The organism is Streptomyces sp. PL-29 (assembly GCF_058344425.1).
In genome coordinates this window covers 1941344-1964354 of the sequence record NZ_CP136996.1, presented here as the reverse complement: position 1 = coordinate 1964354, position 23011 = coordinate 1941344, and the positions used below count along the sequence as shown (strand labels likewise).

17 protein-coding genes are annotated in these 23011 nt (G+C 73.4%); 5 read left to right on the top strand and 12 right to left on the bottom strand.

Annotation, left to right across the window (positions count from 1 at the left end; all coding sequences use genetic code 11):
- Positions 1-126: 126 nt before the first annotated feature.
- Both R4Z63_RS08955 and pulA read left to right on the top strand, forming a co-directional pair.
- Positions 127-1839: a carbohydrate-binding module family 20 domain-containing protein gene (locus tag R4Z63_RS08955; RefSeq protein ID WP_384454561.1), complete on the top strand. Its 1713-nt coding sequence runs from the start codon at positions 127-129 to the stop codon at positions 1837-1839.
- A gap of 119 nt (positions 1840-1958) precedes the next feature.
- Positions 1959-7307 carry a pullulanase-type alpha-1,6-glucosidase gene (gene pulA, locus R4Z63_RS08950; protein ID WP_384454558.1) on the top strand — a complete coding sequence of 1783 codons (5349 nt, stop codon included), beginning with the start codon at positions 1959-1961 and terminating at the stop codon, positions 7305-7307.
- Here pulA and R4Z63_RS08945 read toward each other — a convergent pair.
- From R4Z63_RS08945 to R4Z63_RS08910, 8 genes are all read right to left on the bottom strand, one after another.
- On the bottom strand, positions 7294-7830 hold the full coding sequence (locus R4Z63_RS08945; protein WP_037927184.1) for a GNAT family N-acetyltransferase: 537 nt from the start codon (positions 7828-7830) through the stop codon (positions 7294-7296). The two genes, pulA and R4Z63_RS08945, sit on opposite strands and share 14 nt — an antisense overlap.
- Positions 7831-7863: 33 nt before the next feature.
- Complete coding sequence (locus R4Z63_RS08940; RefSeq protein ID WP_384454555.1) at positions 7864-8610, bottom strand: TetR/AcrR family transcriptional regulator; 747 nt, start codon at positions 8608-8610, stop codon at positions 7864-7866.
- Between the two features lie 23 nt (positions 8611-8633).
- Positions 8634-9689 carry a PDR/VanB family oxidoreductase gene (locus R4Z63_RS08935; protein WP_384454552.1) on the bottom strand — a complete coding sequence of 352 codons (1056 nt, stop codon included), beginning with the start codon at positions 9687-9689 and terminating at the stop codon, positions 8634-8636.
- A complete protein-coding gene (locus R4Z63_RS08930; RefSeq protein ID WP_037927178.1) occupies positions 9686-10582 on the bottom strand; it encodes a metal-dependent hydrolase in 897 nt (298 codons plus the stop codon). The genes R4Z63_RS08935 and R4Z63_RS08930 overlap by 4 nt, the downstream gene beginning before the upstream one ends.
- Positions 10583-10693: 111 nt before the next feature.
- On the bottom strand, positions 10694-12097 hold the full coding sequence (locus tag R4Z63_RS08925; RefSeq protein WP_384454549.1) for a hypothetical protein: 1404 nt from the start codon (positions 12095-12097) through the stop codon (positions 10694-10696).
- Positions 12098-12269: 172 nt separating this feature from the next.
- On the bottom strand, positions 12270-14201 hold the full coding sequence (locus R4Z63_RS08920; protein WP_384454546.1) for a hypothetical protein: 1932 nt from the start codon (positions 14199-14201) through the stop codon (positions 12270-12272).
- A gap of 57 nt (positions 14202-14258) precedes the next feature.
- Positions 14259-15056 (bottom strand): tyrosine-protein phosphatase, encoded by a 798-nt coding sequence (locus R4Z63_RS08915; protein WP_037927167.1) that lies wholly within the window; start codon positions 15054-15056, stop codon positions 14259-14261.
- Positions 15057-15191: 135 nt separating this feature from the next.
- Positions 15192-15779, bottom strand: coding sequence for a rhomboid-like protein (locus tag R4Z63_RS08910; RefSeq protein WP_236647807.1), 588 nt, complete (start codon positions 15777-15779; stop codon positions 15192-15194).
- Between the two features lie 63 nt (positions 15780-15842).
- Between R4Z63_RS08910 and R4Z63_RS08905 the strand changes: the two genes are divergently transcribed.
- A complete protein-coding gene (locus R4Z63_RS08905) occupies positions 15843-16550 on the top strand; it encodes a hypothetical protein (protein ID WP_384454542.1) in 708 nt (235 codons plus the stop codon).
- A gap of 85 nt (positions 16551-16635) precedes the next feature.
- Complete coding sequence (locus R4Z63_RS08900) at positions 16636-18078, top strand: PepSY-associated TM helix domain-containing protein (protein WP_384454539.1); 1443 nt, start codon at positions 16636-16638, stop codon at positions 18076-18078.
- A gap of 168 nt (positions 18079-18246) precedes the next feature.
- On the opposite strand, the gene glnII is transcribed toward R4Z63_RS08900, so the two are convergent.
- The gene (gene glnII / locus R4Z63_RS08895) at positions 18247-19266 is read right to left on the bottom strand and encodes a glutamine synthetase (RefSeq protein ID WP_037927161.1); all 1020 of its coding nucleotides are present in this window, start codon (positions 19264-19266) and stop codon (positions 18247-18249) included.
- 321 nt (positions 19267-19587) lie between these two features.
- On the opposite strand from glnII, the gene R4Z63_RS08890 reads away from it, so the two are divergent.
- Positions 19588-20457, top strand: coding sequence for a Gfo/Idh/MocA family protein (locus R4Z63_RS08890; protein WP_384454579.1), 870 nt, complete (start codon positions 19588-19590; stop codon positions 20455-20457).
- On the opposite strand, the gene R4Z63_RS08885 is transcribed toward R4Z63_RS08890, so the two are convergent.
- From R4Z63_RS08885 to R4Z63_RS08875, 3 genes are read right to left on the bottom strand one after another with little or no spacing between them, the layout of a single operon-like run.
- The gene (locus R4Z63_RS08885) at positions 20450-20992 is read right to left on the bottom strand and encodes a hypothetical protein (protein ID WP_384454536.1); all 543 of its coding nucleotides are present in this window, start codon (positions 20990-20992) and stop codon (positions 20450-20452) included. The genes R4Z63_RS08890 and R4Z63_RS08885 overlap by 8 nt on opposite strands.
- Before the next feature lie 49 nt (positions 20993-21041).
- Positions 21042-22508 (bottom strand): MocR-like pyridoxine biosynthesis transcription factor PdxR, encoded by a 1467-nt coding sequence (gene pdxR / locus R4Z63_RS08880; RefSeq protein ID WP_384454533.1) that lies wholly within the window; start codon positions 22506-22508, stop codon positions 21042-21044.
- Complete coding sequence (locus R4Z63_RS08875) at positions 22505-22966, bottom strand: MarR family winged helix-turn-helix transcriptional regulator (protein WP_037927158.1); 462 nt, start codon at positions 22964-22966, stop codon at positions 22505-22507. The genes pdxR and R4Z63_RS08875 overlap by 4 nt, the downstream gene beginning before the upstream one ends.
- Positions 22967-23011 lie beyond the last annotated feature (45 nt).

The window sequence follows — 23011 nt, the reverse complement described above, 5'->3', positions numbered from 1 at the left end:
GCCGGCGGGGGAGGGGGGACACGCGTCGGAAACAATCCTGCAATCTCTTGCGCAAACTCTTGCAGCGCTTCCACCTGGCACCTACGGTCGCTCCAATCCCCACGTCTTCCGCCAGGAGGCCCCCGCATGCCTGCCAGAGCTGTCAGAGCTGCAACTCTTTTCACCGCCACCGCACTTGCCGCCGCCACGCTCACCGCCACTGCGCCGCAGGCCGCCGCCGCGCCCCCCGGCGAGAAGGACGTGACCGCCGTCCTCTTCGAGTGGCGATTCGACTCCGTCGCCAAGGCCTGCACCGACTCCCTCGGCCCCGCCGGCTACGGGTACGTGCAGGTCTCGCCCCCGCAGGAGCACGTCCAGGGCAGCCAGTGGTGGACCTCGTACCAGCCTGTCAGCTACAAGATCGCCGGGCGGCTCGGTGACCGGGCCGCCTTCCAGGCGATGGTCGGCTCCTGCCACGCCGCGGGCGTGAAGGTCGTCGTCGACTCCGTCATCAACCACATGGCCGGCCCGGCGGACGCGGGCGCGACGCTGACCGGGACGGGCGGTTCTTCGTACACGAAGTACACCTACCCGGGGATCTACTCGGGCGCCGACATGGACGACTGCCGGGCGACGATCTCCACCTACCAGGACCGCGGCAACGTGCAGAACTGCGAGCTCGTCCAGCTCGCGGACCTCGACACGGGCGAGGACTACGTACGGGGCCGGATCGCCGGCTACCTCAACGACCTGCTCTCGCTGGGCGTCGACGGCTTCCGCATCGACGCCGCCAAGCACATGCCGGCAGCCGACCTCGCCGCCATCAAGTCCCGGCTGACGAACCCCTCGGTCTACTGGAAGCAGGAGGCGATCTTCGGGGCCGGGGAGGCCGTCCTGCCGAGCGAGTACCTCGGCAACGGCGACGTCCAGGAGTTCCGGTACGCCCGGGACCTCAAGCGCATCTTCCAGAACGAGAACCTGGCCTACCTCAAGAACTTCGGCGAGGCGTGGGGCTACATGCCCTCCGGTCAGAGCGGCGTCTTCGTCGACAACCACGACACCGAGCGCGTCGGTGACACGCTCACCTACAAGGACGGGTCCACCTACACCCTGGCCAGTGTGTTCGCCCTGGCCTGGCCGTACGGATCCCCGGACGTGCACTCCGGATACGAGTGGACCGACAAGGACGCCGGCCCGCCGAACGGCGGCACGGTCAACGCCTGTTACTCGGACGGGTGGAAGTGCCAGCACGCCTGGCGGGAGATCTCCTCCATGGTCGGATTCCGCAACGCGGCCCGCGGCCAGGGCGTCGTGAACTGGTGGGACAACGGCGGCGACCGGATCGCCTTCGGGCGCGGCACCAAGGCCTACGTCGCGATCAACCACGAGGCTTCGGCCCTGACCCGGACATTCCAGACCTCGCTCCCCGCCGGCGACTACTGCGACGTGCAGAGCGGGCGCACCGTCACCGTCGACTCCGGCGGCCGGTTCACCGCGACGCTCGGCGCCGGTACCGCACTCGCCCTGCACGTCAACGCCCGTACCTGCTCGGGCACCCCGGCAGGCTCCGGCGGGGCCGCCTTCGCCGTCAACGCCACCACCGTGCCGGGACAGAACATCTACGTCACCGGTGACCGTGCCGAGCTCGGCAACTGGAACACCGGCGCCGCGCTGAAGCTGGACCCGGCGGCCTATCCCGTCTGGAAGCTCGACGTCACCCTCCCGGCGGGCGCGTCCTTCGCCTACAAGTACATCCGCAAGGACGCCGACGGGAACGTGACCTGGGAAAGCGGCGCCAACCGCACGGCCACCGTACCCGCGAGCGGCAAGGTCACGCTGACCGACACCTGGCGCAGCTGAGCCGCCGCCCCACAGACCAGGGCCGCCCGGCGCTTCCTGCCCCGTCCCCCGGACCCCGTCCGGGGGACCCCAGGCCGGGCGGCCCTCATCCATGCGACACGTACACAAGGAGACCCGCCTTGATACGCCCTGCCGCAGGAGCGCTCGCCGCCGCGCTGGCCGTGACGCTCCTGCCCGCCCTCCCCGCCGCGGCCGCCGAGGCCAAGGCGCCCGCCCCGCCCTCCGACGCGAAACTGGCCGCCGAGCCGGCCCGCCACGACCTGACCCGCGAGCAGTTCTACTTCGTGCTCCCGGACCGGTTCGCGAACGGTGATCCGTCCAACGACCGGGGCGGACTGACCGGCTCCCGCCTGGAGACCGGACTGGACCCCACCGACAAGGGCTTCTACCAGGGCGGCGACCTCAAGGGGCTCACCGACCGGCTCGACTACATCAAGGGGCTCGGCACCACGGCCATCTGGATGGCGCCGATCTTCAAGAACCAGCCGGTGCAGGGCAAGGGGAACGACGTCTCCGCCGGCTACCACGGTTACTGGATCACCGACTTCACCCAGGTCGACCCGCACTTCGGCACCAACGCCGACCTGGAACGGCTGATCGACAAGGCGCACGCGAAGGGGATGAAGGTCTTCTTCGACGTCATCACCAACCACACGGCCGACGTGGTCGACTACCGGGAGGCGTCCTACTCCTACCTGTCGAAGGGGGCGTTCCCGTACCTGACGAAGGACGGTGTGCCGTTCGACGACCAGGACTACGCCGACCGGAAGGGGAAGTTCCCGAAGGTGGACGGGGAGTCCTTCCCGAGGACCCCGTTCGTGCCGGACGCCAAGAAGCACCTCAAGGTCCCGGCCTGGCTCAACGACCCGACGATGTACCACAACCGGGGCGACTCCACCTTCGCCGGAGAGTCCTCCGAGCAGGGGGACTTCTTCGGCTTGGACGACCTGTGGACCGAGCGCCCCGAGGTCGTCAGCGGCATGGAGAAGATCTACGAGAAGTGGGTCAGGGACTTCAAGATCGACGGCTTCCGCATCGACACGGTCAAGCACGTCAACACGGAGTTCTGGACGCAGTGGGCGACCGCCCTCGACGCGTACGCGGCCAAGCACGGACGCGAGGACTTCTTCATGTTCGGCGAGGTCTACTCCGCCGACACCGCCGTCACCTCACCGTACGTGACGCGCGGGCGCCTCGACGCCACCCTCGACTTCCCGCTCCAGGACGCGATCCGCGCGTACGCCTCCCAGGGCGCGGCGGCCTCCCGGCTGGGCTCCGTCCTCGCCGACGACTACCGCTACACCTCGGGCACGGCCAACGCCTACGAGCAGGTGACCTTCCTCGGCAACCACGACATGGGCCGCTTCGGGACCTTCCTCAAGCAGGACCGGCCGGGCGCGACCGAGCAGGAGCTGCTGGGCCGCTACCGGCTCGCCAACGAGCTGATGTTCTTCTCCCGGGGCAATCCGGTGATCTACTCCGGTGACGAGCAGGGCTACACCGGCGCGGGCGGCGACAAGGACGCACGCCAGCCCCTGTTCGCGTCGAAGACCGCCGACTACCTCGACGACGACCAGCTGGGAACGGCGCGCACGCACGCGAGCGACGCCTACGACCCGGAGCACCCTCTCTACCAGGAGATCAGTGCTCTGTCGAAGCTGACCAAGGCCCACCCGGCCCTACGCGACGGCATCCAGAGCGAACGGCTCTCCGACGGCTCCGTGTACGCCTTCGCCCGCACCGACGCCCGCAGCCGCACCGAGTACCTGGTCGCCGCCAACAACGCCGCCGAGTCCCGCACCGTCGAGATCGACGCCCCGGCCGGCAGCCAGTACCGCACCCTGTACGGCGGCTCCGCGCTGATCCGCGCCTCCGCCACGGGCAAGCTGACCGTCGTCGTCCCCGCCCTCGGCTCGGTGGTCCTGCGGGCCGTCGCCCCGCTCGCCGCCCCCACCGCCAAGCCCGCCCTGACGTTGAAGGCCCCGGCCCCCGGCGCCACCGGCACCGTCGAGCTGTCCGCCGACGTCAGCGGCGGCGGCCTCAACCGGGTCGTCTTCGCCGCGCAGACCGGCACCGGCAGGTGGCAGGTACTCGGCTCCGCCGACCACGCCCCCTACAAGGTCACCCAGCACATCGACGCCAAGACCCCCGCCGGGACCGCCCTGCGGTACAAGGCCGTCGTCGTGGACTCCGCCGGCCGCACGGCGAGCGCCCTCGCCGGGTCCGTCACCGGGCAGGCCCCACCCCCCGATGTGCCCACCGCCACCCAGCGCGACTACGCGGTCGTCCACTACAACCGCCCCGACGGCGACTACACCGACTGGCGGCTCTACGCCTGGGGCGACATCGCCGAGGGCGAGGCCACCCCGTGGCCGGCCGGCCACGCCTTCACCGGCCGCGACGCCTACGGCGCCTTCGCCCATGTGAGGCTCAAGCCCGGCGCCTCCTCGGTCGGTTACCTCGTCATCGACAAGGACGGCACCAAGGACGTCGCCGCCGACCGCAGCATCGACGTGACGAAGACCGGCGAGATCTGGCTGGAGCAGGGCAAGGAGCCCGCCCGGACCGACCGCCCCGCGTACCCGCCGCAGGACCAGGGCAAGGCCGTCCTGCACTACCAGCGCCCCGACGGCGCCTACGACGGCTGGGGCCTGCACGTGTGGACCGGGGCCGCGACCCCGACCGACTGGTCCAAGCCGCTGCCGGCAACCCGTACCGACTCCTATGGAGCCGTCTACGAGGTCCCGCTCGTCGCCGGAGCCACCAGCCTCAGCTACATCCTCCACAAGGGCGACGAGAAGGACCTCCCCACCGACCAGTCCCTGGACCTGAAGGCCACCGGCCACGAGGTGTGGATGCTCGGCGGCCGGGAGCAGTACCTCCTGCCGCAGCCCGCCGGCTCTTCGGCCGCCCTGGACCTCACCACGTCCCGGGCGGTGTGGATCGACCGCGACACGGTCGCCTGGAACGCCCCCGCGGCGGCCGCCTCCGTCCAGCTCCTCGCCTCCCGGGAAGGCTCCGTCAAGGCCGAGGACGGCACCCTGACCGGCGCGGCCCGGTGGCTGCGGCTCAGCCGCTCCGAGCTGACCGCCGCCCAGCAGCAGAAGTTCCCGCACCTGGCCGCCTCCAGTGCCTTCACCGTCGACCCGCGCGACCGGGACCGCGTCCGCGAGGCCCTGCGCGGCCAGCTCGTCGCGAGCGCCCGCGCCGCGAACGGGGCCGTCCTCGCCGCCACCGGCGTCCAGCTGGCCGGCGTCCTCGACGACCTGTACGCGACGACCGCCGCCCTGGGCCCGGTCTTCAAGGACGGCCGTCCCACCCTCTCCGTCTGGGCACCCACCGCCCAGCGGGTGGCCCTCGAACTCGACGGCCGCACCGTCGCCATGCGCCGCGACGACGCCACCGGCATCTGGTCGGTGCGCGGCGAGCGCTCCTGGACCGGCAAGCGGTACCGCTACGCGGTGACCGTCTGGGCCCCCAGCACCCGCGAGGTGGTCCGCAACCTCGTCACCGACCCCTACTCCACCGCCCTGACGGCCGACTCCACCCACAGCCTGGTCGTGGACCTGGCCGATCCGAAGCTGGCGCCGCCCGGCTGGAAGCAGCTGCGCAAGCCCGCGGCCGTCCCCTTCACCTCCGCGCAGATCCAGGAGCTGCACATCCGCGACTTCTCCGTCGCGGACCGCACCAGCGGCCACCCCGGCCAGTACCTGGCCTTCACCGACACCGGCTCGGCGGGCATGCGCCACCTGCGCGACCTGGCCGACGCCGGCACCTCCTACGTCCACCTCCTGCCCGCCTTCGACATCGGCACCATCCCGGAGAAGGCGGCGGACCGCACCGAGCCCGCCTGCGACCTCACGGTGTACGCGCCGGACTCGCAGGAGCAGCAGGCGTGCGTGGCGGCGGCCGCCGCGAAGGACTCCTACAACTGGGGCTACGACCCGCTGCACTACACCGTCCCCGAGGGCAGCTACGCCAGCGACCCCAACGGCACCGCCCGCACCGTCGAGTTCCGCAGGATGGTCCAGTCCCTGAACGGGGCCGGGCTGCGCACGGTGATGGACGTCGTCTACAACCACACGGTCGCCGCCGGGCAGGCCGACAAGTCCGTCCTCGACCGCATCGTTCCCGGCTACTACCAGCGTCTGCTGGCCGACGGCAGCGTCGCCACCTCCACCTGCTGCGCCAACACCGCACCCGAGAACGCCATGATGGGCCGCCTCGTCGTGGACTCGGTCGTCACCTGGGCGAAGGAGTACAAGGTCGACGGTTTCCGCTTCGACCTGATGGGCCACCACCCGAAGGCCAACATCCTGGCCGTCAGGGCCGCGCTGGACGCCCTGACGCCCGCCAGGGACGGGGTGGACGGCAAGAAGATCGTCCTGTACGGGGAGGGATGGAACTTCGGCGAGATCGCCGACGACGCCCGCTTCGTCCAGGCCACGCAGAAGAACATGGCCGGGACCGGGATCGCCACCTTCTCCGACCGGGCCCGCGACGCGGTGCGCGGCGGCGGCCCCTTCGACGAGGACCCGCGCGTGCAGGGCTTCGCGTCGGGCCTGTTCACCGAGCCCAACGGGGCGCCCGCCAACGGCACCCCGGCCGAGCAGCGGGCTCGCCTCCTGCACGCCCAGGACCTGATCAAGATCGGCCTCTCCGGCAACCTCGCCTCGTACACCTTCACCGACACCTCCGGCCGCCGCGTCAAGGGCTCCGAAGTGGACTACAACGGCGCCCCGGCCGGTTATGCGGCCGCCCCCGGCGACGCCCTCGCGTACGCGGACGCCCACGACAACGAGACCCTCGCCGACGCCCTGACCTACAAGCTCCCGCCCGCCACCGCCAACCGCGACAAGGCCCGCATGCAGGTCCTGGCCATGGCGACGGCCACCCTGTCCCAGGGCCCGGCCCTCTCCCAGGCCGGCTCCGACCTGCTGCGCTCCAAATCCCTGGACCGCAACTCCTACGACAGCGGCGACTGGTTCAACGCCATCCAATGGGACTGTCGCGCGGGCAACGGCTTCGGGCGGGGCCTGCCCCCGGCCGCCGACAATGCCCCGAAGTGGCCCTACGCGAAGCCCCTCCTGACCGGACCGGCGCCCACCTGCACCGACATCAACGCCACCGCGGCGGCCCACCGCGACCTGCTGAAGATCCGCACCACCGAGCCGGACTTCGCCCTCACCACGGCCGGGGCGGTCCAGTCCCGGCTGGGCTTCCCGCTCTCGGGCCGGGAGGAGACCCCGGGCGTGATCACCATGACCCTGGGCGACCTGGTGGTGGTCTTCAACGCCACCCCCACCGCCCAGCGCCAGCGCGTCACCGCCCTCGCGGGCACCGCCTACCGCCTGCACCCGGTGCAGGCGGCCGGATCCGACGCCACGGTCAAGCAGTCCGCCTACGAGGCACGAACAGGAGAGTTCACCGTCCCCGCCCGCACCGTCTCCGTCTTCACACGACGGTGAGCCGGTCGAGCCGCTTCTCCAGCAGGACCACCCCGTAGGTCCTGCCGTCCTGCCCCCGCTTGTCGGGGAGCTCCCCGACCACCCGGTAGCCCGCGTCCAGGTAGTACGCGAGCAGCCGGGGGTTGGTGGAGACGCAGTCCAGCCGAGCCCGCTCCCGCCCGGTCCTGGCTGTCCGCCGCTCGGCGTGTTCGAGCAGGCGGCGTCCGGCCCCGGCGGGGGCGGTCTCGCGCGACACCATCAGCCGGTGCACGTAGCCCGCCACGGGCGGCTGGATCCCCCAGGCCTCCTCGTCGGACCACCACAGCTCGTAGGCACCGCACACCCGGCCGTCCGCGTCGCCGGCGAGCCACACCTCCCCGCCGTGCATCTTCGACCGGAAGTGCGCGGCATCCTTGTCGCCGGGCTTCCACTGTTCGATCCCATGCTTCTGCATCCAGCGGGCGGCCTCGTCGTACAACCGCACCAGCGTGCCGGCGTCCTTCTCCACGGCCGGCCGGAACAGAATCCCCTCGTCAATGATCACGCGGGCATTATCGGTGATCACCGCCGGTCGTGATCACGGGAGGGCGGGGTCGGCGCCCGGTCGGCCGCCGGGAGCCGCCGCGCCGCCCGGGACGAGCCCGACCAGCCGCCCCACCAGCTCTCCGAAGGGCCCGTCGGCCGGTTCGTCGGCCAGGATCCGGACGAGGATGCCCGCCATCTCCGCGTCGTACGCGGCGCTCACCGCGGCCAGCGCCGCGAAGTCGTGGACCAGTTGCAGCTCCAGCTCGCTCCGCGGGATCCTGCGGCCGTCCAGCCAGATCAGGGCGGTGGACTCGGCGAGCGAGACCCAGGAGCGCACCACGAGCTCCAGCCGGGCCGGCACCTCGTCGAGTCCGATCCCCAAGTGCGTGAGGATCTGTTCGTACGCCGCCTGCCGGACCTCGTCGATCATCGCGCTGGCCCGGCTGCTGCCGGCCGCGGGACCCCCGCGCATCAGGGCAGAGAAGCCCGGCCCGTGGTCCTCGACGAAGGCGAAGAAGCGCCCCATCACCCGCAGCAGGCGCGCCCCCAGGGGCCCTTCCCGAGGCTCGACGAACCGCTGGGCCAGCTCGTCGGCAGCCCGCCGCAGCGCCGCCTCGTACAGGCTGAGCTTGCCGGGGAAGTAGTGGTAGACCAGGGGCCGGGATATCCCCGCGGCCGCCGCTATCTCGTCGATCGACACGTCGTCGGGGGACCGGTGGCTGAACAGCTCCAGGGCAACCCCGATCAGCTGCTGCCGCCGCTCCTCGACACCCATCCTGCGCCGCACTCCGGTCGTCATGCGGACACCCTACTGGGGAGGGTTCACAGGTCCAGGGCGAGGCGGTCCCCCTTCGCGCGCGAGACGCACAGCAGCATCGACTCCGCGCGCTCCTGGTCGGTGAGCAGGTCGTCGCGGTGGTCCACCTCGCCCGCGAGGACCCGGTGTTGGCAGGTCCCGCAGAAGCCCTGCTCGCACGAGTAAGGGGTGTCGGGCAGCTCCCTGCGCACCGCGGCGAGGGTGCTCTCCTGCGCGCCGACCTCGACGACCCGTCCCGAGCGGCGCAGTTCGACCGTGAAGGCCCGTTCCGGGCCGGGTGCCACGGCGGGCGTGAAGCGCTCCAGGTGCACGGCCGTGGGGTCCTCGGCCGCCGCCGTGACGGCCTGCATCAGGGGTTCCGGGCCGCAGCAGTAGACCAGGGTGCCGGGCGCCGCGGTGGCCAGCCGGGACAGGTCGGGCAGGCCCTCCTCGTCCTCGGGATGGACCGTGACCCGGTCGCCGTAGGCCGCGAGGTCGTCGAGGAAGGGCATCGAGTCGAGGGAGCGGCCCCCGTACAGGAGCGTCCAGTCGGCGCCCGCCGCGGTGGCGGCGCGGAGCATCGGCAGGATGGGGGTGATGCCGATGCCGCCCGCGACGAACGCGTACGAGGGGGCCGGGATCAGCTCGAAGCGGTTGCGCGGCGGACGCAGTTCCAGCTCGGTGCCCTCGACGAGTTGGGCGTGCGCCTCGCGGGAGCCGCCTCGGCCGTCACCGACCAGCCGGATCGCGATCCGGTAGCGGCCCTCGTCCGCCGGGTCGCCGCACAGCGAGTACTGGCGGACCAGCCCGGAGGGCAGGGTGACGTCCACGTGCGCCCCCGGCGTCCACGCGGGCAGCTCCGGGGATTCCAGGACCAGTTCCACAACGTCCTGCGCCGGCTGGATGCGGGAGGTGATCAGCGCGCGCAGCGCTCGGCGCGGGGAGTGGCCGGAGACCGGCACCTCCAGGGCGGGCAGCGGCCACAGCGGGGAGTTCCCGATCCGGCGGTCCAGGGCCCGCCGGGCCGCCCAGGCAACACCCGCGACCGCGGCGGCCGTCGTGACGGCCAGGGCGCGCCTCATGCCCGTACCCCGCCGCCCGCGCCGGGGGAGGAGGCCAGGTAGGCCACCGCCTGGGCCGTCGAGCCCTCCTGCGAGGGGTGGTACGTACGGGAGAGGTACTTCGGTACGGACTTCAGCATGGAGCCGGTGGACGGGAGCACGCCCTGCCGCCCGGCCAGGAAGAACTGTCCGAAGGAGGCCTTGCCGTCCACGAGGTGGGGGTCGTTCTCCATGAAGAAGCGGACCCCTCGCTGCCACAGGAAGACCAGGGCGGTGAAGGCCGTGGCCCACGTCCGGGCCCTGCGGCGGTAGCCGCCGTCGACGTGCATGAAGAGGTCGAAGGCCACGGAGCGGTGCTCGACCTCCTCCGCCCCGTGCCAGCGCAGCAGGTCCAGCATGGTGGGATCGGCGCCGCGCCGGTCGAGTTCGTCGGCGTTCAGCACCCAGTCGCCGAGGAACGCCGTGTAGTGCTCGATGGCCGCGATCATCGCGATGCGCTCCATCAGCCACCAGTGCCGGGCGCGGCCCGGGGGCAGGGTGCGGTCGCCGAGCAGCTTCTCGAACAGCCAGTCCACCTGGGCGGTGTAGGGGGTCGGGTCCAGCCCCAGGCGCTTCAGGTGCGGGAGGACGTCGTCGTGGGCGGCGGCGTGCATGGCCTCCTGGCCGATGAACCCGACGACGTCCTCCCGCAGCCGCTCGTCCTCGATGTGGGGGAGCGCCTGCTTGTAGACGTGCACGAACCAGCGCTCCCCGGCGGGCAGCAGCAGGTGCAGCACATTGATCATGTGTCCGGCGAAAGGTTCGCCGGGCAGCCAGTGGAGCGGGGTGTCCTCCCAGCCGAAGGACACGTTCCGGGGCCTGAGACCCACGTGTTCCGACGCCACGGGGGCGGGCGCGAGCGGCGTATTAGACATGGCGTCAATGTACTGGTGGGTAAACGGGGTGAGAAGACCCCTGCACCGACTTCTCGCGCCCGTGCCCACCCCCGTGACGGACGGCCCGGGGCCTGTCCGGCGGATCGGGGTCTAGCGTGCGGTGTCGCCGCTCGCCAGTGCCCACTCGCGGTTCAGGGTGCCCAGCGGGATTCCGCGCTCGAAGGCGGGCGTGCCGAACAGCGACAACTGCAGCTGGAGCTGCCCGCTCAGGTCGAACCCGCCGTACAGGGCCCACGCGCCGCTGACGGAGGCCTTGCCGTCGCTGGACGCGGTCGCCTTGGCGTCCGCCTCGCCGCGCAGGTACGGGGCGAAGTCGCCGGTGACACCGACGGCGCCGTAGAGGCCGACGGACGCCTCGGCACCGAGCGCGCCCTTGACCTTGCCGGCGGCGGTGACGGTCGCCCGGACCGGCGTGCTCTTCACGTTCGAGGTGCTGACCGGGGTCCAGCCCCGGCCGAAGGCGTAGCTGCCGCCGACCTTGAAGTCGCCCTTGACGTCCTGCTGGACGTCGAGGGTGACCTTGCCGTCGGCCTCCACCTGGATGTAGCAGGTCAGGTCGAGGTTGACGACGACCGGCACCGGGCCGACCTGGACGACGGGGGAGCTGTGCAGCGTGGCGAAGGGGATCCGCTTGGGCGCTCCCGTGCTCGCCGCGGCCCGGCCCTGGAGCTTCCACTGCGAGGACCAGTCGCCGCTCATCCCGAGGAAGGCGCCGCGCGGGCCGGAGCCGCCGCCCCGGGTGCCGTCGTACTGGAACTCCACCTGCGGGGCGAGCTGGACGAAGCCGGAGACGGAGGCGCCGGCCGAGGCGGGGGCGTCCGGGGCGGTGTCGACGGAGGAGTTCACGTCGAGCCGGAGGTTCCCGAGCGGCAGCTTGGCGCCCTCGGGACCGAACTTCAGGCCGTCGCCCTTGGCCCAGGAGAAGGTCACGCCCTTCATCAGTGGCTCGACGACGACCGTCGAGGGGTCCACCGGCACCTTGCCGTCGGCCTTGTCGTCGTTGAGGACGGCGGCCAGTGTCGTGGAGGCGGTCTTGACCTCGGTGCCGCGGTCGGTCGTGCCGACGACCTCGGTGACCTTGGCGAGCAGGCCGTTGGGGGCGCCGGGTGCCGGGGCGCTGGCGATGACGTCACCCGCCGCGACGGGCTTGTCGGCTTCGGCCGGCCGGCCCGGGGAGGGCGCCCGAGAGGGTCCCTCGGGCGGGGCCTTGGCTATGACGGCCCGTCCGGTCGCGGCGTCGTACGAGGCGACCTTCAGCGCGGACTTCTCGGTCCGGCCCTTCGAGCCGCCCCGGGCGACGGCCGCCGGGGTGGGTTCACCCTGGGGGGCGGCGGCCACGTCCAGCTGCTGCGAGCCGCTGTCGGCGGACGGGGAGAGGGGGGCGGGGGCCGCCGGTTCGGCGGCACGGTCGTGGGATGTCGAGGCGCAGCCGGTGGCGGTGAGCGCGAGGGCGGTCAGGCCGGGGAGGAGGAGGCTGCGGGCAAGCGTGCGCACGTGGTGGACCTTCAAGGGGGCAAGGGGTGTGGGGGATTACCGATCGGTAACCGGAATCCGATCATGCCATGTGCCCACTGCGTCCGTCATGCCCGGATCCCGCCAACTCCCTTCAGCCGTCCGGTCGTTGAATTTTCATCCGGCCTCGTGTGCGCCCCACCCGGCCCCGCGGTCAGCGCAGCACCCCGGCCTTCGTGCCGTCCGTCAGCTTCCCCGACAGGTCGACCTGTGCACCGGCCGGCGCCTTGACCGCCAACCGGTTGCCGTTCGCCGAGCCGTTCACCCCACCGCCCGACACCGACAGGGAGGCGAACTGCGCGCTGCCCGCCGCCAGGACGTACCACTGGCCCGCCCGCGACTTCCACAACACGCCCGCCAGCACCCGCGGTTCCCGGGGCCCGCACGCCGCGACCCCCTCCGCGGCCGCCGCCTGCGCCGCAGTGCCCGAGCCCGGCGCCAGGAACTGCGCCTGCACCCGGTCCGCCGCACCCTGCCAGGTCTCGGCCCGCGTGCAGAGCCAGGCCGCCGTCCCGTCGCCCTCCGGCAGCGGCTGCTTCGCGTAGGTCCAGGCGTTGACCGTACGGACCCCGTGCGAGCGCACCGAGGGCAGCAGGCAGGCGATCCGCGACCAGTCCGCGAGTTCCGCCGCCTCCGTCACGTTCCGCTCGGCCCCCGGCGCCCCCGAGGTCAGCCGGGCCGGGGTCAGCTCGCCCAGGTCGGTGATCAGGCGGGTGGCTCCGTCGCCGGTCAGGGCCAGGGCGTTCCAGCTCGTGCAGTCGCCCGCCGGAGCCGGGCCCGGCACCGGCGGGGTCACCCCGTCCTGCGTCGCCTTCAGCGCCGTCGGCGGGTCGCCGGGCCCCAGCAGGTCCCGCAGGGCCACCCCCGTCACCCAGGGCGCCGTGAGGTAGCGGACGTTGCCGTCGACCCGGCTGACGACCAGCGCGGTCGCCGTGTCCGCCGAGGCACCGTCGGTCCGGGCGAAGTCCAGCGCCGCGCCCGCCGACCCGGAGCGCGGCTCGGCGTAGCGGACCACGCGCAGGCCGTCGTGCAGCAGGACCACCACGGCCTGGTCGACGGCGCCGGCGAACAGCAGCTGGGCCGGCCCCATCGGCGGCCCCGACGGAGTTCCGGGGGTGGCCGAGACGACCACGGACGAGCCGGGCCGCGCCCACACCGCCAGCGCCCGACGCAGCAGCGCGGTGTCGTCCGTGCGGTCCCCGCGAGCCGGCCAGGTGGAGAAGTCCGTACGGGAGGAGGTGTGCCAGAGCGCGGGCGAGACCCGGACCAGCCTGGCCGGATCCAGAGCCTGTTCCGCCGCGGCGTTGCGCGCGTACGGCGGTGCGGCGGCCCCGTCCGAGCCCCAGCCCCCGCCGGGAAGCGCGAGCAGCGCCCCGCACACGGCGAGCGCGGCCCCGGCGGCCAGCGCGGCCCGCGTGAGGCGGCGGCGGCGCAGCAGGTCGGTGGGCCGTGCCTGGAGCACGCACGGGTCGAACTCGGGGGAGGCGAACAGTGCGTCGTTCGCCGGATCACCGGACTCCCGGGCCGCGGCGGCCGGGTCCGGGACACCGGCCTCGTCCAGCACCCGGAGCACCTCCGGCTCGGGCAGCCGCTCCAGGGCGCGCAGGACGCAGGCGGCCCGGCCGGGGCCGTCCAGGGTGGCCAGCCACTGGTCGAGGGCGAGCTCCTCGGCCCCGCCCGAGCGGGGGAACAGCCGCAGACCCCACACCTGGGGCAGTGCCGGAGGGAGCTGTGCGCGCCGCGGCAGGCCCCGGAAGGTCAGCGGCAGACCCGCCTCCAGTGCCGCGCGGAGCACCCGCAGCCGGACGTACGCGTAACCGGAGTCGTCCGGGCCGCCGCGCTGCCCCGGGACCCCGCCCTGTACGGCGCCTCCCGCCTCCCGCCTCCCGCGCGGCAGGGCCCGCTGCACCAGCGAGTGCGCGGTGAGGACCCGCCTGTTGCGCCCGAGCGTGGGGGGCAGCACCAGATAGGCGAGCCGCACCAGCCGCGGGTAGTGCTCGACGATGGCGGCCTCGGCCTGCTCGACGTCGGGCGGCACGGGAGCCACGGGAGGCAGGGGGCGGGTGGCGGTGTCCGGCGCAGTCACGTTCAGCAGAACGAGCGATTCGTCGGATGGTCACCCGTCAGCCCCCGGGCAGGGGCCTCAGCCCACCAGCCGGGCGCGGAGCGACTCGACCGTCTCGTCCGCGACGCCGAGGCCTTCGCGCACGTACTTCTCCATGGAGCCGTAGCGGGTCTCGACCTCGTCCAGGGCCGCCTCCAGGTAAGAGGGGAAGACGCCGATCAGCGCGAGCGCGATGTCGGGATCGCCGCCGGCTGCCGTGAAGCCCTCGATCATCGGGGCGAAGGCCTGCTTCACCGCCGGGTTCACGGAGAGGTATTCGGCCATCAGGGTGTCGCCGTCCGCGCCGAGCAGCGCCAGGATGACGGTCGCGCCCCAGCCGGTGCGGTCCTTGCCCGCGGTGCAGTGGAACAGCAGCGGGCCCGCCTCCGGGGCGGCGGCCTCGGTCAGCAGCATGCGGTAGGCCGCCTGCGCGGAGCCGGAGTGCACGAAGGACCGGTAGGTGTCGGCGAAGAGGGCCTGCGCCCGGCCGCCGCCCAGGTGCTCCTCGGCCACCGCGGGGTCGGACAGCAGGTCCTTGAGCTGCGCGGCGGCCGGCTTCTTGACGGTCTCCCGCAGCTTGTCCGCGAGGACGTCGGCGACCAGGAGCCGGGCCCCCGCCGGTATCCGGTCGGGGTGGTCGGCGCGCTCCGCGTCGGTGCGGAAGTCGATGACGGTACGCAGACCCAGTGCCGCCACCACCGGGTCGGCGTCCGGGTCGAGCCGGTCGAGCTGGCCGGAGCGCAGGACCAGGCCCGCCCGGACGGTGCGGCCGCCGGAGAGCGGGGTGCCGCCGAGGTCGCGGAGGTTGGCGACGGTGGTGGAGGGGGTGGCGGTCATCGTGGCGGCTCCAGCGGTGTGCGAGTTACTCGTGTCATACGGGCTGCGTGCGCCCGTCCGGTCGTCCGGTCGTCCGGTCATGCGGGGGTGCTGTGGTGCTGTGCTCAGGTGCTGAGTGCTGAGTGCTGAGGTGATTCAGGATATTTTCCAATGCTTCGTACCGGAAAGGCAATCGAGGGCCAGCGAGACCCCCACGCCGATTCCGAGCGCCGCGAGGTGCCCCGCGTCCGTGAAGGTCCGCCCCCGCTTGAGCAACGGGGCCGCCGCGAGGGCCAGCAGCCCCGCCCGGGCGGCCGTGCGGACGGCTCCGCGCGGCAAGGTGGAGGTCAGGGTGCCCAGGACGGCGTTGAATCCATAGCTCGTCCCCACGTCCAGGGCGCGCCGGGTTGCGGAATCGGCCGTCCTGCGCAGTGCGCCGTACACCAGGAGGGTCGCCGAGGCGTGCCCGAACAGGAACACCGCCGCGGTCCACCAGGCCCCGTACGCGTATTCGGCGTAGCCGAGCACCGCGACCAGCAGCAGTGCGTACGCCAGCGGCATCGGCTCCTCGACGACGAGGGCGCTGCTCAGCAGCGTCTCCCAGCGCCCGGCGGCGAGGTTGTCGACGTTCGTCGAGCAGTCACGCAGCAGCCGCTCCCGGTCGGCGGGCCCGGTGCGCGCCAGCGCGTACGCCCCGAGCTGGACCCCGCCGGCGTACACCGCTCCCCATGGAATTGGATTCACCTGCTCATGATCGGATAAGCCCCTGGTGGATACCAAGGGGCATCGTGCGAACATGGCCCGGCCATGTTCGAATCCTTCGCGCCCTTGCGCGCCACCCGAGCCGCGATGTTCGCGGCGGTGTGCGTCGCTCTGGGCGCGGTGGGACATGCGCACATGTCCGGGACCGACGTTCCCCCCTCCGGTCTCCTGGCCGCTTTCGCGGTGACCGCCGGCCTCGCCTGGCTCCTCGCCGGACGGCGGCGCGGCCCCGTGGGGATCGCGGCCGCCGTCCTCTGCGTGCAGGGTGTGCTGCACCTGGTGTTCTCCGGCAGCCAGGCGGCGAAGTCCGCCGCCGCGACCGCGGCGATGCACGGGCACCCCCACACGGCAGCCGCCGAAGCGGGCGGGACGGCCGCCGAAGCCCCCGCCCTGGCCGACCTGGCCGGCATCGCGGGAGTGGTCGCCCACGGCGGGACCGGGATGATCGCCGTGCACGTGCTCGCCGGGCTGCTCTGCGCCGCCTGGCTGGCACGCGGCGAGGCCGCCGTCTTCCGGCTGGCCCGCGTCCTGGGCGCCGCCGCACTGCTCGCCGCCCGGCCGCTCGCCCGCGCGCTCGACCTGGTGCGCGCCCGCGGCGCCGCCGTACCGGCCCCGCCCGTCCCGCGCGCCCCGCACCCGAGGCCGCGCCGGCTGCGCGGCGCGGTCCACGCCCACGCCGTGGTGCGCCGGGGTCCGCCCGGGAGCGGTCGCACCCATCGCGCCACGGCCCCCGGCCGTCCTGCCCGCGCCTGATCCGGCGCACCTCCACGGCGTCCGTGCGGGGGAGGCGGGGCCCGGGGCCGAGTTCCCCATGCCTTCGCCAACCCCCAGGACCAACATGTCCCTTGAAGCATCCCAGGACGTCCGCACCCCGGACGCCGAACCGCCCGCCCCGCCCAAGAGCCGCAGCGGCGGATGGGCCGCCCTGCGCCCGCTGTTCCTGCGCCTGCACTTCTACGCGGGTCTGCTCATCGCCCCGCTGCTGTTCCTCGCCGCCGCCACCGGGCTGCTCTACGCCGCCTCCTGGCAGGCCGAGAAGATCGCCTACGCCGACGAACTGACCGTCGCACGCGTCGGCGACGCGGCCCTTCCGCTCAGCGCCCAGGTCGAGGCGGCCAGGGGCGCCGCACCCGAGGGCGAGGTCGTGTCCGTATGGCCCGGCCCCGAGGCCGAGGCGACCACCCGCGTGATCATGGAAAGTTCGGGCCTCGCGGAGGGCGAGACCCTCACCGTCTTCGTCGACCCGTACACCGCAGAGGTGCGCGGGCAGCTCACCACCGTCGGCGACGCGCTGCCGCTGCGGGCCTGGCTGAGCACCTTCCACTCCAACCTCCAGCTCGGGGAGTTCGGGCGCAACTACAGCGAACTCGCCGCCAGCTGGATGTGGGTGGTCGCGCTCGGCGGCCTCGCCCTGTGGATCGGCCGCCGCCGGGCGCGCGCCTCGCAGCTGGTCCTCCCCGACCGCAAGGCGACCGGACGGCGCCGGACCCTGTCCTGGCACGCCGTCGTCGGCCTGTGGTCGGTCGCCGGCCTCGTCGTGCTCTCCGCCACCGGCCTGACCTGGTCGAAGTACGCCGGTGAGAACATCGGGCAGCTCCAGGACAGCCTCGGCGGAGCCACTCCGTCCGTCTCCGCCGGGCTGAACCCGGGCGGGGAGGCCGGCGGCGCCGACGAGCACGCGGGCCACACCATGCCCGACGGCACACAGATACCCCCGCCGGCGCCCACCGCCGACGTCGGCCTGGACCGGGCCGTGGCCGCCGCCCGGGACGCCGGCGTCACCGAAGCGATCCGCGTGACCCTGCCCGCCCAGGGCAAGGGATACGTGATCAAGGAGCAGGACAAGCAGGTGCCGGTCCACTTCGACGCCGTCGCCGTCGACCCCGCCGATGCCCGGATCATGGACGAACTGCGCTTCGCCGACTACCCCGTGCTCGCCAAGATGACCCGCTTCGGCATCGACCTGCACATGGGCCAGACCTTCGGGCTGGCCAACCAGATCGTGCTCGCCGCCCTGGCCGTCGCCGTGATGTTCCTCGTCTTCTGGGGCTACCGCATGTGGTGGCTGCGCCGGCCGACCAAGGACCGCAGGCTGTCCGTCGGCCGCGCCCAGCCGCGCGGCGCCTGGCGGAAGCTGCCCGTGGGCGTGGTGCTGCCGCTGGCCGCGGCGACCGCGCTGGTGGGCTGGTTCATCCCGCTGCTGGGCATCAGCCTGGTCGCCTTCCTCGTGGTGGACCTGCTGCTCGGCCTCGCGGCACGCCGCAAGGCGGCGGCCGCGTAGCGTCGCGCCGGTGAGAGTGGGCCCGTGCTCCCGGGGGAGTGCGGGCCCACCGTCGTTCCCGGCCGGCTGCAACCGGGGTGATCCCCCGACCGGTCGGCCGCTCACCGACGACGCCCGCCGTGCCCGGAGAGGCGCGGCGGGCGTCGGTGCCCGGGGGAGGAGGGGCCGTCAGGCCAGGCCGTCCTTCTCCAGGCCGGTGCAGCAGGTGTCCGTGATGAGGCGGGTCACCACGTACGGGTCCACGTTCGCGTTCGGGCGGCGGTCCTCGATGTAGCCCTTGCCGTCCTTCTCCACCTGCCACGGGATGCGGACGGAGGCGCCGCGGTCCGAGACGCCGTAGCTGAACTCGTTCCAGGGGGCCGTCTCGTGCAGGCCCGTCAGACGCTCGTCGATGCCGGCGCCGTAGTTCTTCACGTGGTCGAGCGGCTTGCTGCCCTCGCCCAGCGCCTCGCACGCCGAGATGATCGCGCGGTACTCCTCGCGCATCGACTTCGTGGAGAAGTTGGTGTGCGCGCCCGCGCCGTTCCAGTCGCCCTTGACCGGCTTCGGGTTCAGCGTCGCGGAGACGTTGAAGTCCTCGGCGGTGCGGTAGAGCAGCCAGCGTGCGATCCACAGCTGGTCGGAGACCTCCAGCGGGCCGAGCGGGCCGACCTGGAACTCCCACTGGCCGGGCATGACCTCGGCGTTGATGCCGGAGATCTCCAGGCCCGCCGCCAGGCAGTGGTCCAGGTGCTTCTCGACGATCTCGCGGCCGAAGATCTCGTCCGCGCCGACGCCGCAGTAGTAGCCGCCCTGTGCGGCCGGGAAGCCGCCCACCGGGAAACCGAGCGGCCGGTCGCCGTCGAAGAAGGTGTACTCCTGCTCGATGCCGAAGATCGGCTCCTGGCCGGCGAACTTCTCGGCCACCGGACGCAGCAGTGCGCGGGTGTTCGACTCGTGCGGGGTCATGTCGATGTTCAGGACCTCGCACAGGACGAGGACGTCGGCCCCACCGCGGATCGGGTCCGGGCAGGAGAACACGGGCTGGAGCACGCGGTCGGAGGCGTGGCCCTCGGCCTGGTTGGTGCTCGATCCGTCGAAGCCCCAGACCGGCAGCTCGGCTCCGTCCGCCAGGATCTTCGTCTTGGAGCGAAGCTTCGCCGTCGGCTCGGTGCCGTCGATCCAGATGTACTCAGCCTTGTAGCTCACGGGCCCCATCCTCAGACTCTGCGGGTGCTGCTGGACGCTGCTTCATCGCTGCGGTGTTGACCGCAGCGTGCCCGCCCGCGATTTCTCTTCCGTTGCCCGTGTGTGAACCCCGTGTTACCGAGGTTTACGCCGCCGGCCGGGCCGCTTGTGCGGGTTGGCGGTCGAGCATCCGTCCGGGTGGGGCAGACTGGCCGCGTGAGCATTTCGTCTGATTTGAGCCCCGCCGGAGACGGCGCCGCGGACCGTGCCGGAGTTTCCGCCGAGACCACCGCCCCCACTGCCGCCGGTCGGACTTCCGTCGGCGCCCGCCCCAGGGTCGGGCTGCTCGGAACCGGCCCCTGGGCGCACCGCACGCACGCCCCCGCCCTCGCCGCGCACACCGGCTCCGAGTTCGCCGGAGTGTGGGGCCGCCGGTCCGAAGCCGCGGCGGAGCTGGCGCGGAAGTACGGCGCGAAGGTGTACGAAGACCCCGACGAGCTGTTCGCCGACTGTGATGTCGCCGCCTTCGCCCTGCCGCCCGACGTGCAGGCCCCGCTCGCCGTGCGCGCGGCCGCCGCCGGTTGCCACCTGCTGCTCGACAAGCCCGTCGCGACGACGCCGCGGGACGCCCGCGCGGTCGCCGATGCGGCCGTCCGCCACCAGGTCGCCTCCGTGGTCTTCCTCACCCTGCGCTTCGCCGAGCCCACCGCGGGCTGGGTCGACGAGCAGGCCGCGCGCACCGGCTGGTTCACCGCGGCCGCGCACTGGCTCGGTGCCGTCTTCCCGCCGGACGGCACCCCCAGCGCCTACGCCGACTCCCCCTGGCGCAAGGCCAAGGGCGGGCTGTGGGACGTCGGGCCGCACGCCCTGTCGGTCCTGATCCCGGTCCTCGGGGACGTCACCGGGGTCAGCGCCACCCGCGGCCCCTCCGACGTGGTCCAGTTGGCGCTGCGGCACGCCTCCGGCGCGGCCAGCACCGCCGTGCTCAGCCTGGGCGCCCCGCAGGCGGCCGCCGGGGTGGGGCTGGAACTGCGCGGCACCGCGGGTGTGCACGAACTGCCCGGCTGGAGCGACGTACCGGGCGCCTACGGGCGGGCCCTGGACGCGCTGCTCGCCGCGGCCCGGACGGGCGTGCCCGATCCGCGCGGAGCGGAGTTCGGGGCCCGGCTGACGGAGATCCTGGCGCAGGCGGAGGCGCAGCTGCCTACTTGATGAGGGCGTTGGCCACGATGATGGCGAAACCGATGGCGGCGTCGGCCAGTCCGATCAGCAGGGCCCGGCCCAGCCGGTGGCCGACCCGGAGCGCGGTGAGCGCACCCCAGCCGAACAACAAGGCGGTGTTCAGGCCGAGTCCGCCGGCCGTCACGTCGTGGGCGTCCCAGCCGCCGAGGCCCGCGGCGGTCAGCAGCAGCACGGTGGGAAGGGTGGCCACGATCAGCGGCCACTCGTTCCACAGGGCCCGGGCCAGGACCTGCCAGCGGTGCCCCCCGGGGTCCTCCCGGCGGTCGGCCATCTGGTGCGCGTAGCCGTGCGCGAGACCGGCCGTGGCCGCCGTCACCAGGACCCAGCTGGCGTCGTAGAAGGGGGTGAAGTCCTCGCCCTCCTGGTTCAGTGCGGCCATCAGCGCGCTGGCCAGGACCGTCCCGTACACCCCGCCGAACATCCAGTCCGCGTGCCGGTGGGAGGGGTGGGCTGGGTGGGCCGGGCGGGGGGTCGGGCTCTCTTCCGGTGGCTGCTGCTCGGTCACGACTCGGTCCTTTGAGTGCGGTATGTACCGTTTCGGCGCTCCGGCCACCCTACGAGAAGGGCGCGTGGGGGTGAGGTGAAGGGGACCGCCGCCCGCCCGGTGAAGCGGCCGGCCGTCCGAGCGCCGCCCCGCGGGCCACGTCGGCCAGGGCGTCCAGGGCCTGGGCGAAGGCCGCATCCGGGGGCGCCGCGTAGCCGACGACCAGTCCCTCGCGCGGCGGGGTCCGGTCGGCAGGGTGCCGGTAGGAGGACAGGCCGTCCAGGGCCAGCCCCGCGGCGCGGGCCGCCGCGAGCGCCCGGGCCTCGCATCCGGGCGGGAGTTCCACCACGGCGTGCAGGCCGGCCGAGATGCCGGTGACCCGGACTCCCGGGGCGCGTGCGGCCAGTACCGAGACCAGCTGGTCGCGGCGGCGCCGGTAGCGCAGGCGCATCCGCCGCACGTGCCGGTCGTAGGCCCCACAGTCGATGAAGTCGGCGAGCGCCAGCTGGTCCAGCGCGCTCGCCCAGGACTCCCGCAGGCCCTTCGCTGCCAGCACCTGCCCCACCAGGGGTTCTGGAAGGACCAGCCAGCCCAGGCGGAGCGCGGGGGAGAGGCTCTTGCTGAGCGAGCCCGCGTAGACCACGTGCCCGGGGGCCAGTCCCTGCACCGCGCCGACCGGCTTGCGGTCGTGGCGGAACTCCCCGTCGTAGTCGTCCTCCACGATCACGCCCCCGCTGGTGCGGGCCCACTCCACGGCCGCCGTCCGCCTGGCGGGCAGCAGGGCGCATCCGGTCGGGAACTGGTGCGCCGGGGTGAGCAGCACCGTACGGGCCCGCGAGGGGATCTCCGCGATGCGGGCGCCGTCCTCGTCGACCGCGACGGGATGCGGGCGGACCCCGGCGGCGGCCAGGATGCCGTGATGGAAGGGGAGTCCGTACGACTCGACCGCCCAGTCGCGCGGCCGTACGGACGCCAGGAGCCGCAGCCCGTTGGCGAAACCGGAGCAGACCACGATGTTCTCGGGCGCGGCACGCACGCCCCGGGTCCGGGCCAGGTAGCCGGCCAGCGCGCGCCGCAGCTCGGGGCGGCCCCGCGGATCGCCCGGCCCGAAGGCCTCGGTGGGTGCCCCGGCCAGGGCGCGCCGAGCGCTGGTGGCCCAGGGGCCCCGCGGGAAGGAGGCGGGGTCGGGCTTGCCCTGGAGCAGGTCGTGCCGGGGCCGCTCGGGCGAGGCCCCGGCCACGGAGGTCGGCGCGGGCTCGATCGCCACGCCCTCCGCGACCCGGGTGCCGGATCCCTGCCGGGCCGTCAGCCAGCCCTCGGCGACCAGTTCGGCGTAGGCGTCGGCGACGGCGTTGCGGGCCAGCCCGAGGTCGGCCGCCAGGGCCCGGTACGGCGGCAGCCGCGTCCCGCCGGCCAGCCGGCCGCTGCGCACGGCGCTGCGCAGGGCCTGGGCGAGGGCGGTGCGGCGGCTGCCGCCGGCGGCGAGGTCCAGATGCAGGTCGGACCCCGGGCCGGGGTCCGAGGAGGAGGCGGTCACGGGTGCGGTTCCGACGCGAAGACGGCGTGGGCGGCCGCCAGGAACCGGTGGATGGTGTCCCGCTCGGCGGGGGCGAAGGAGTCCAGCACCCCCAGCAGCCCGTCGATGAGGGGGCCGAAGAACTCCCGGCCCAGCCGGATCGCCGCCGGTTCCACCCGCAGCAGGATCCGGCGCCGGTCCTGCCCGTCGCGGATCCGGGCCACATGGCCGAGCCGCTCCAGCCGGTCGATCACGGCGGTGGTGCCGGCGGAGTTGAGGCCGAGCCGGGCGCCGAGCAGTCCCGCAGTGGCCGGCTCGCCCGCCCGGGCGGCGTCCAGCAGGCAGATCAGGGCCCGTACGTCGGTGGGGTGCATGCCGTTGCGGGCGGCGAACTCGGCTTGGCGCAGGCCGAAGTCGACGGTCACCGCCCGCAACAGGTGCACCAGGTGCAGAGGGTCGGGCTCGTGGTTGTCGTACACATCGCCTCCTGCCTAATATCTCGCTCAGCGAGACTATCGCCTGGC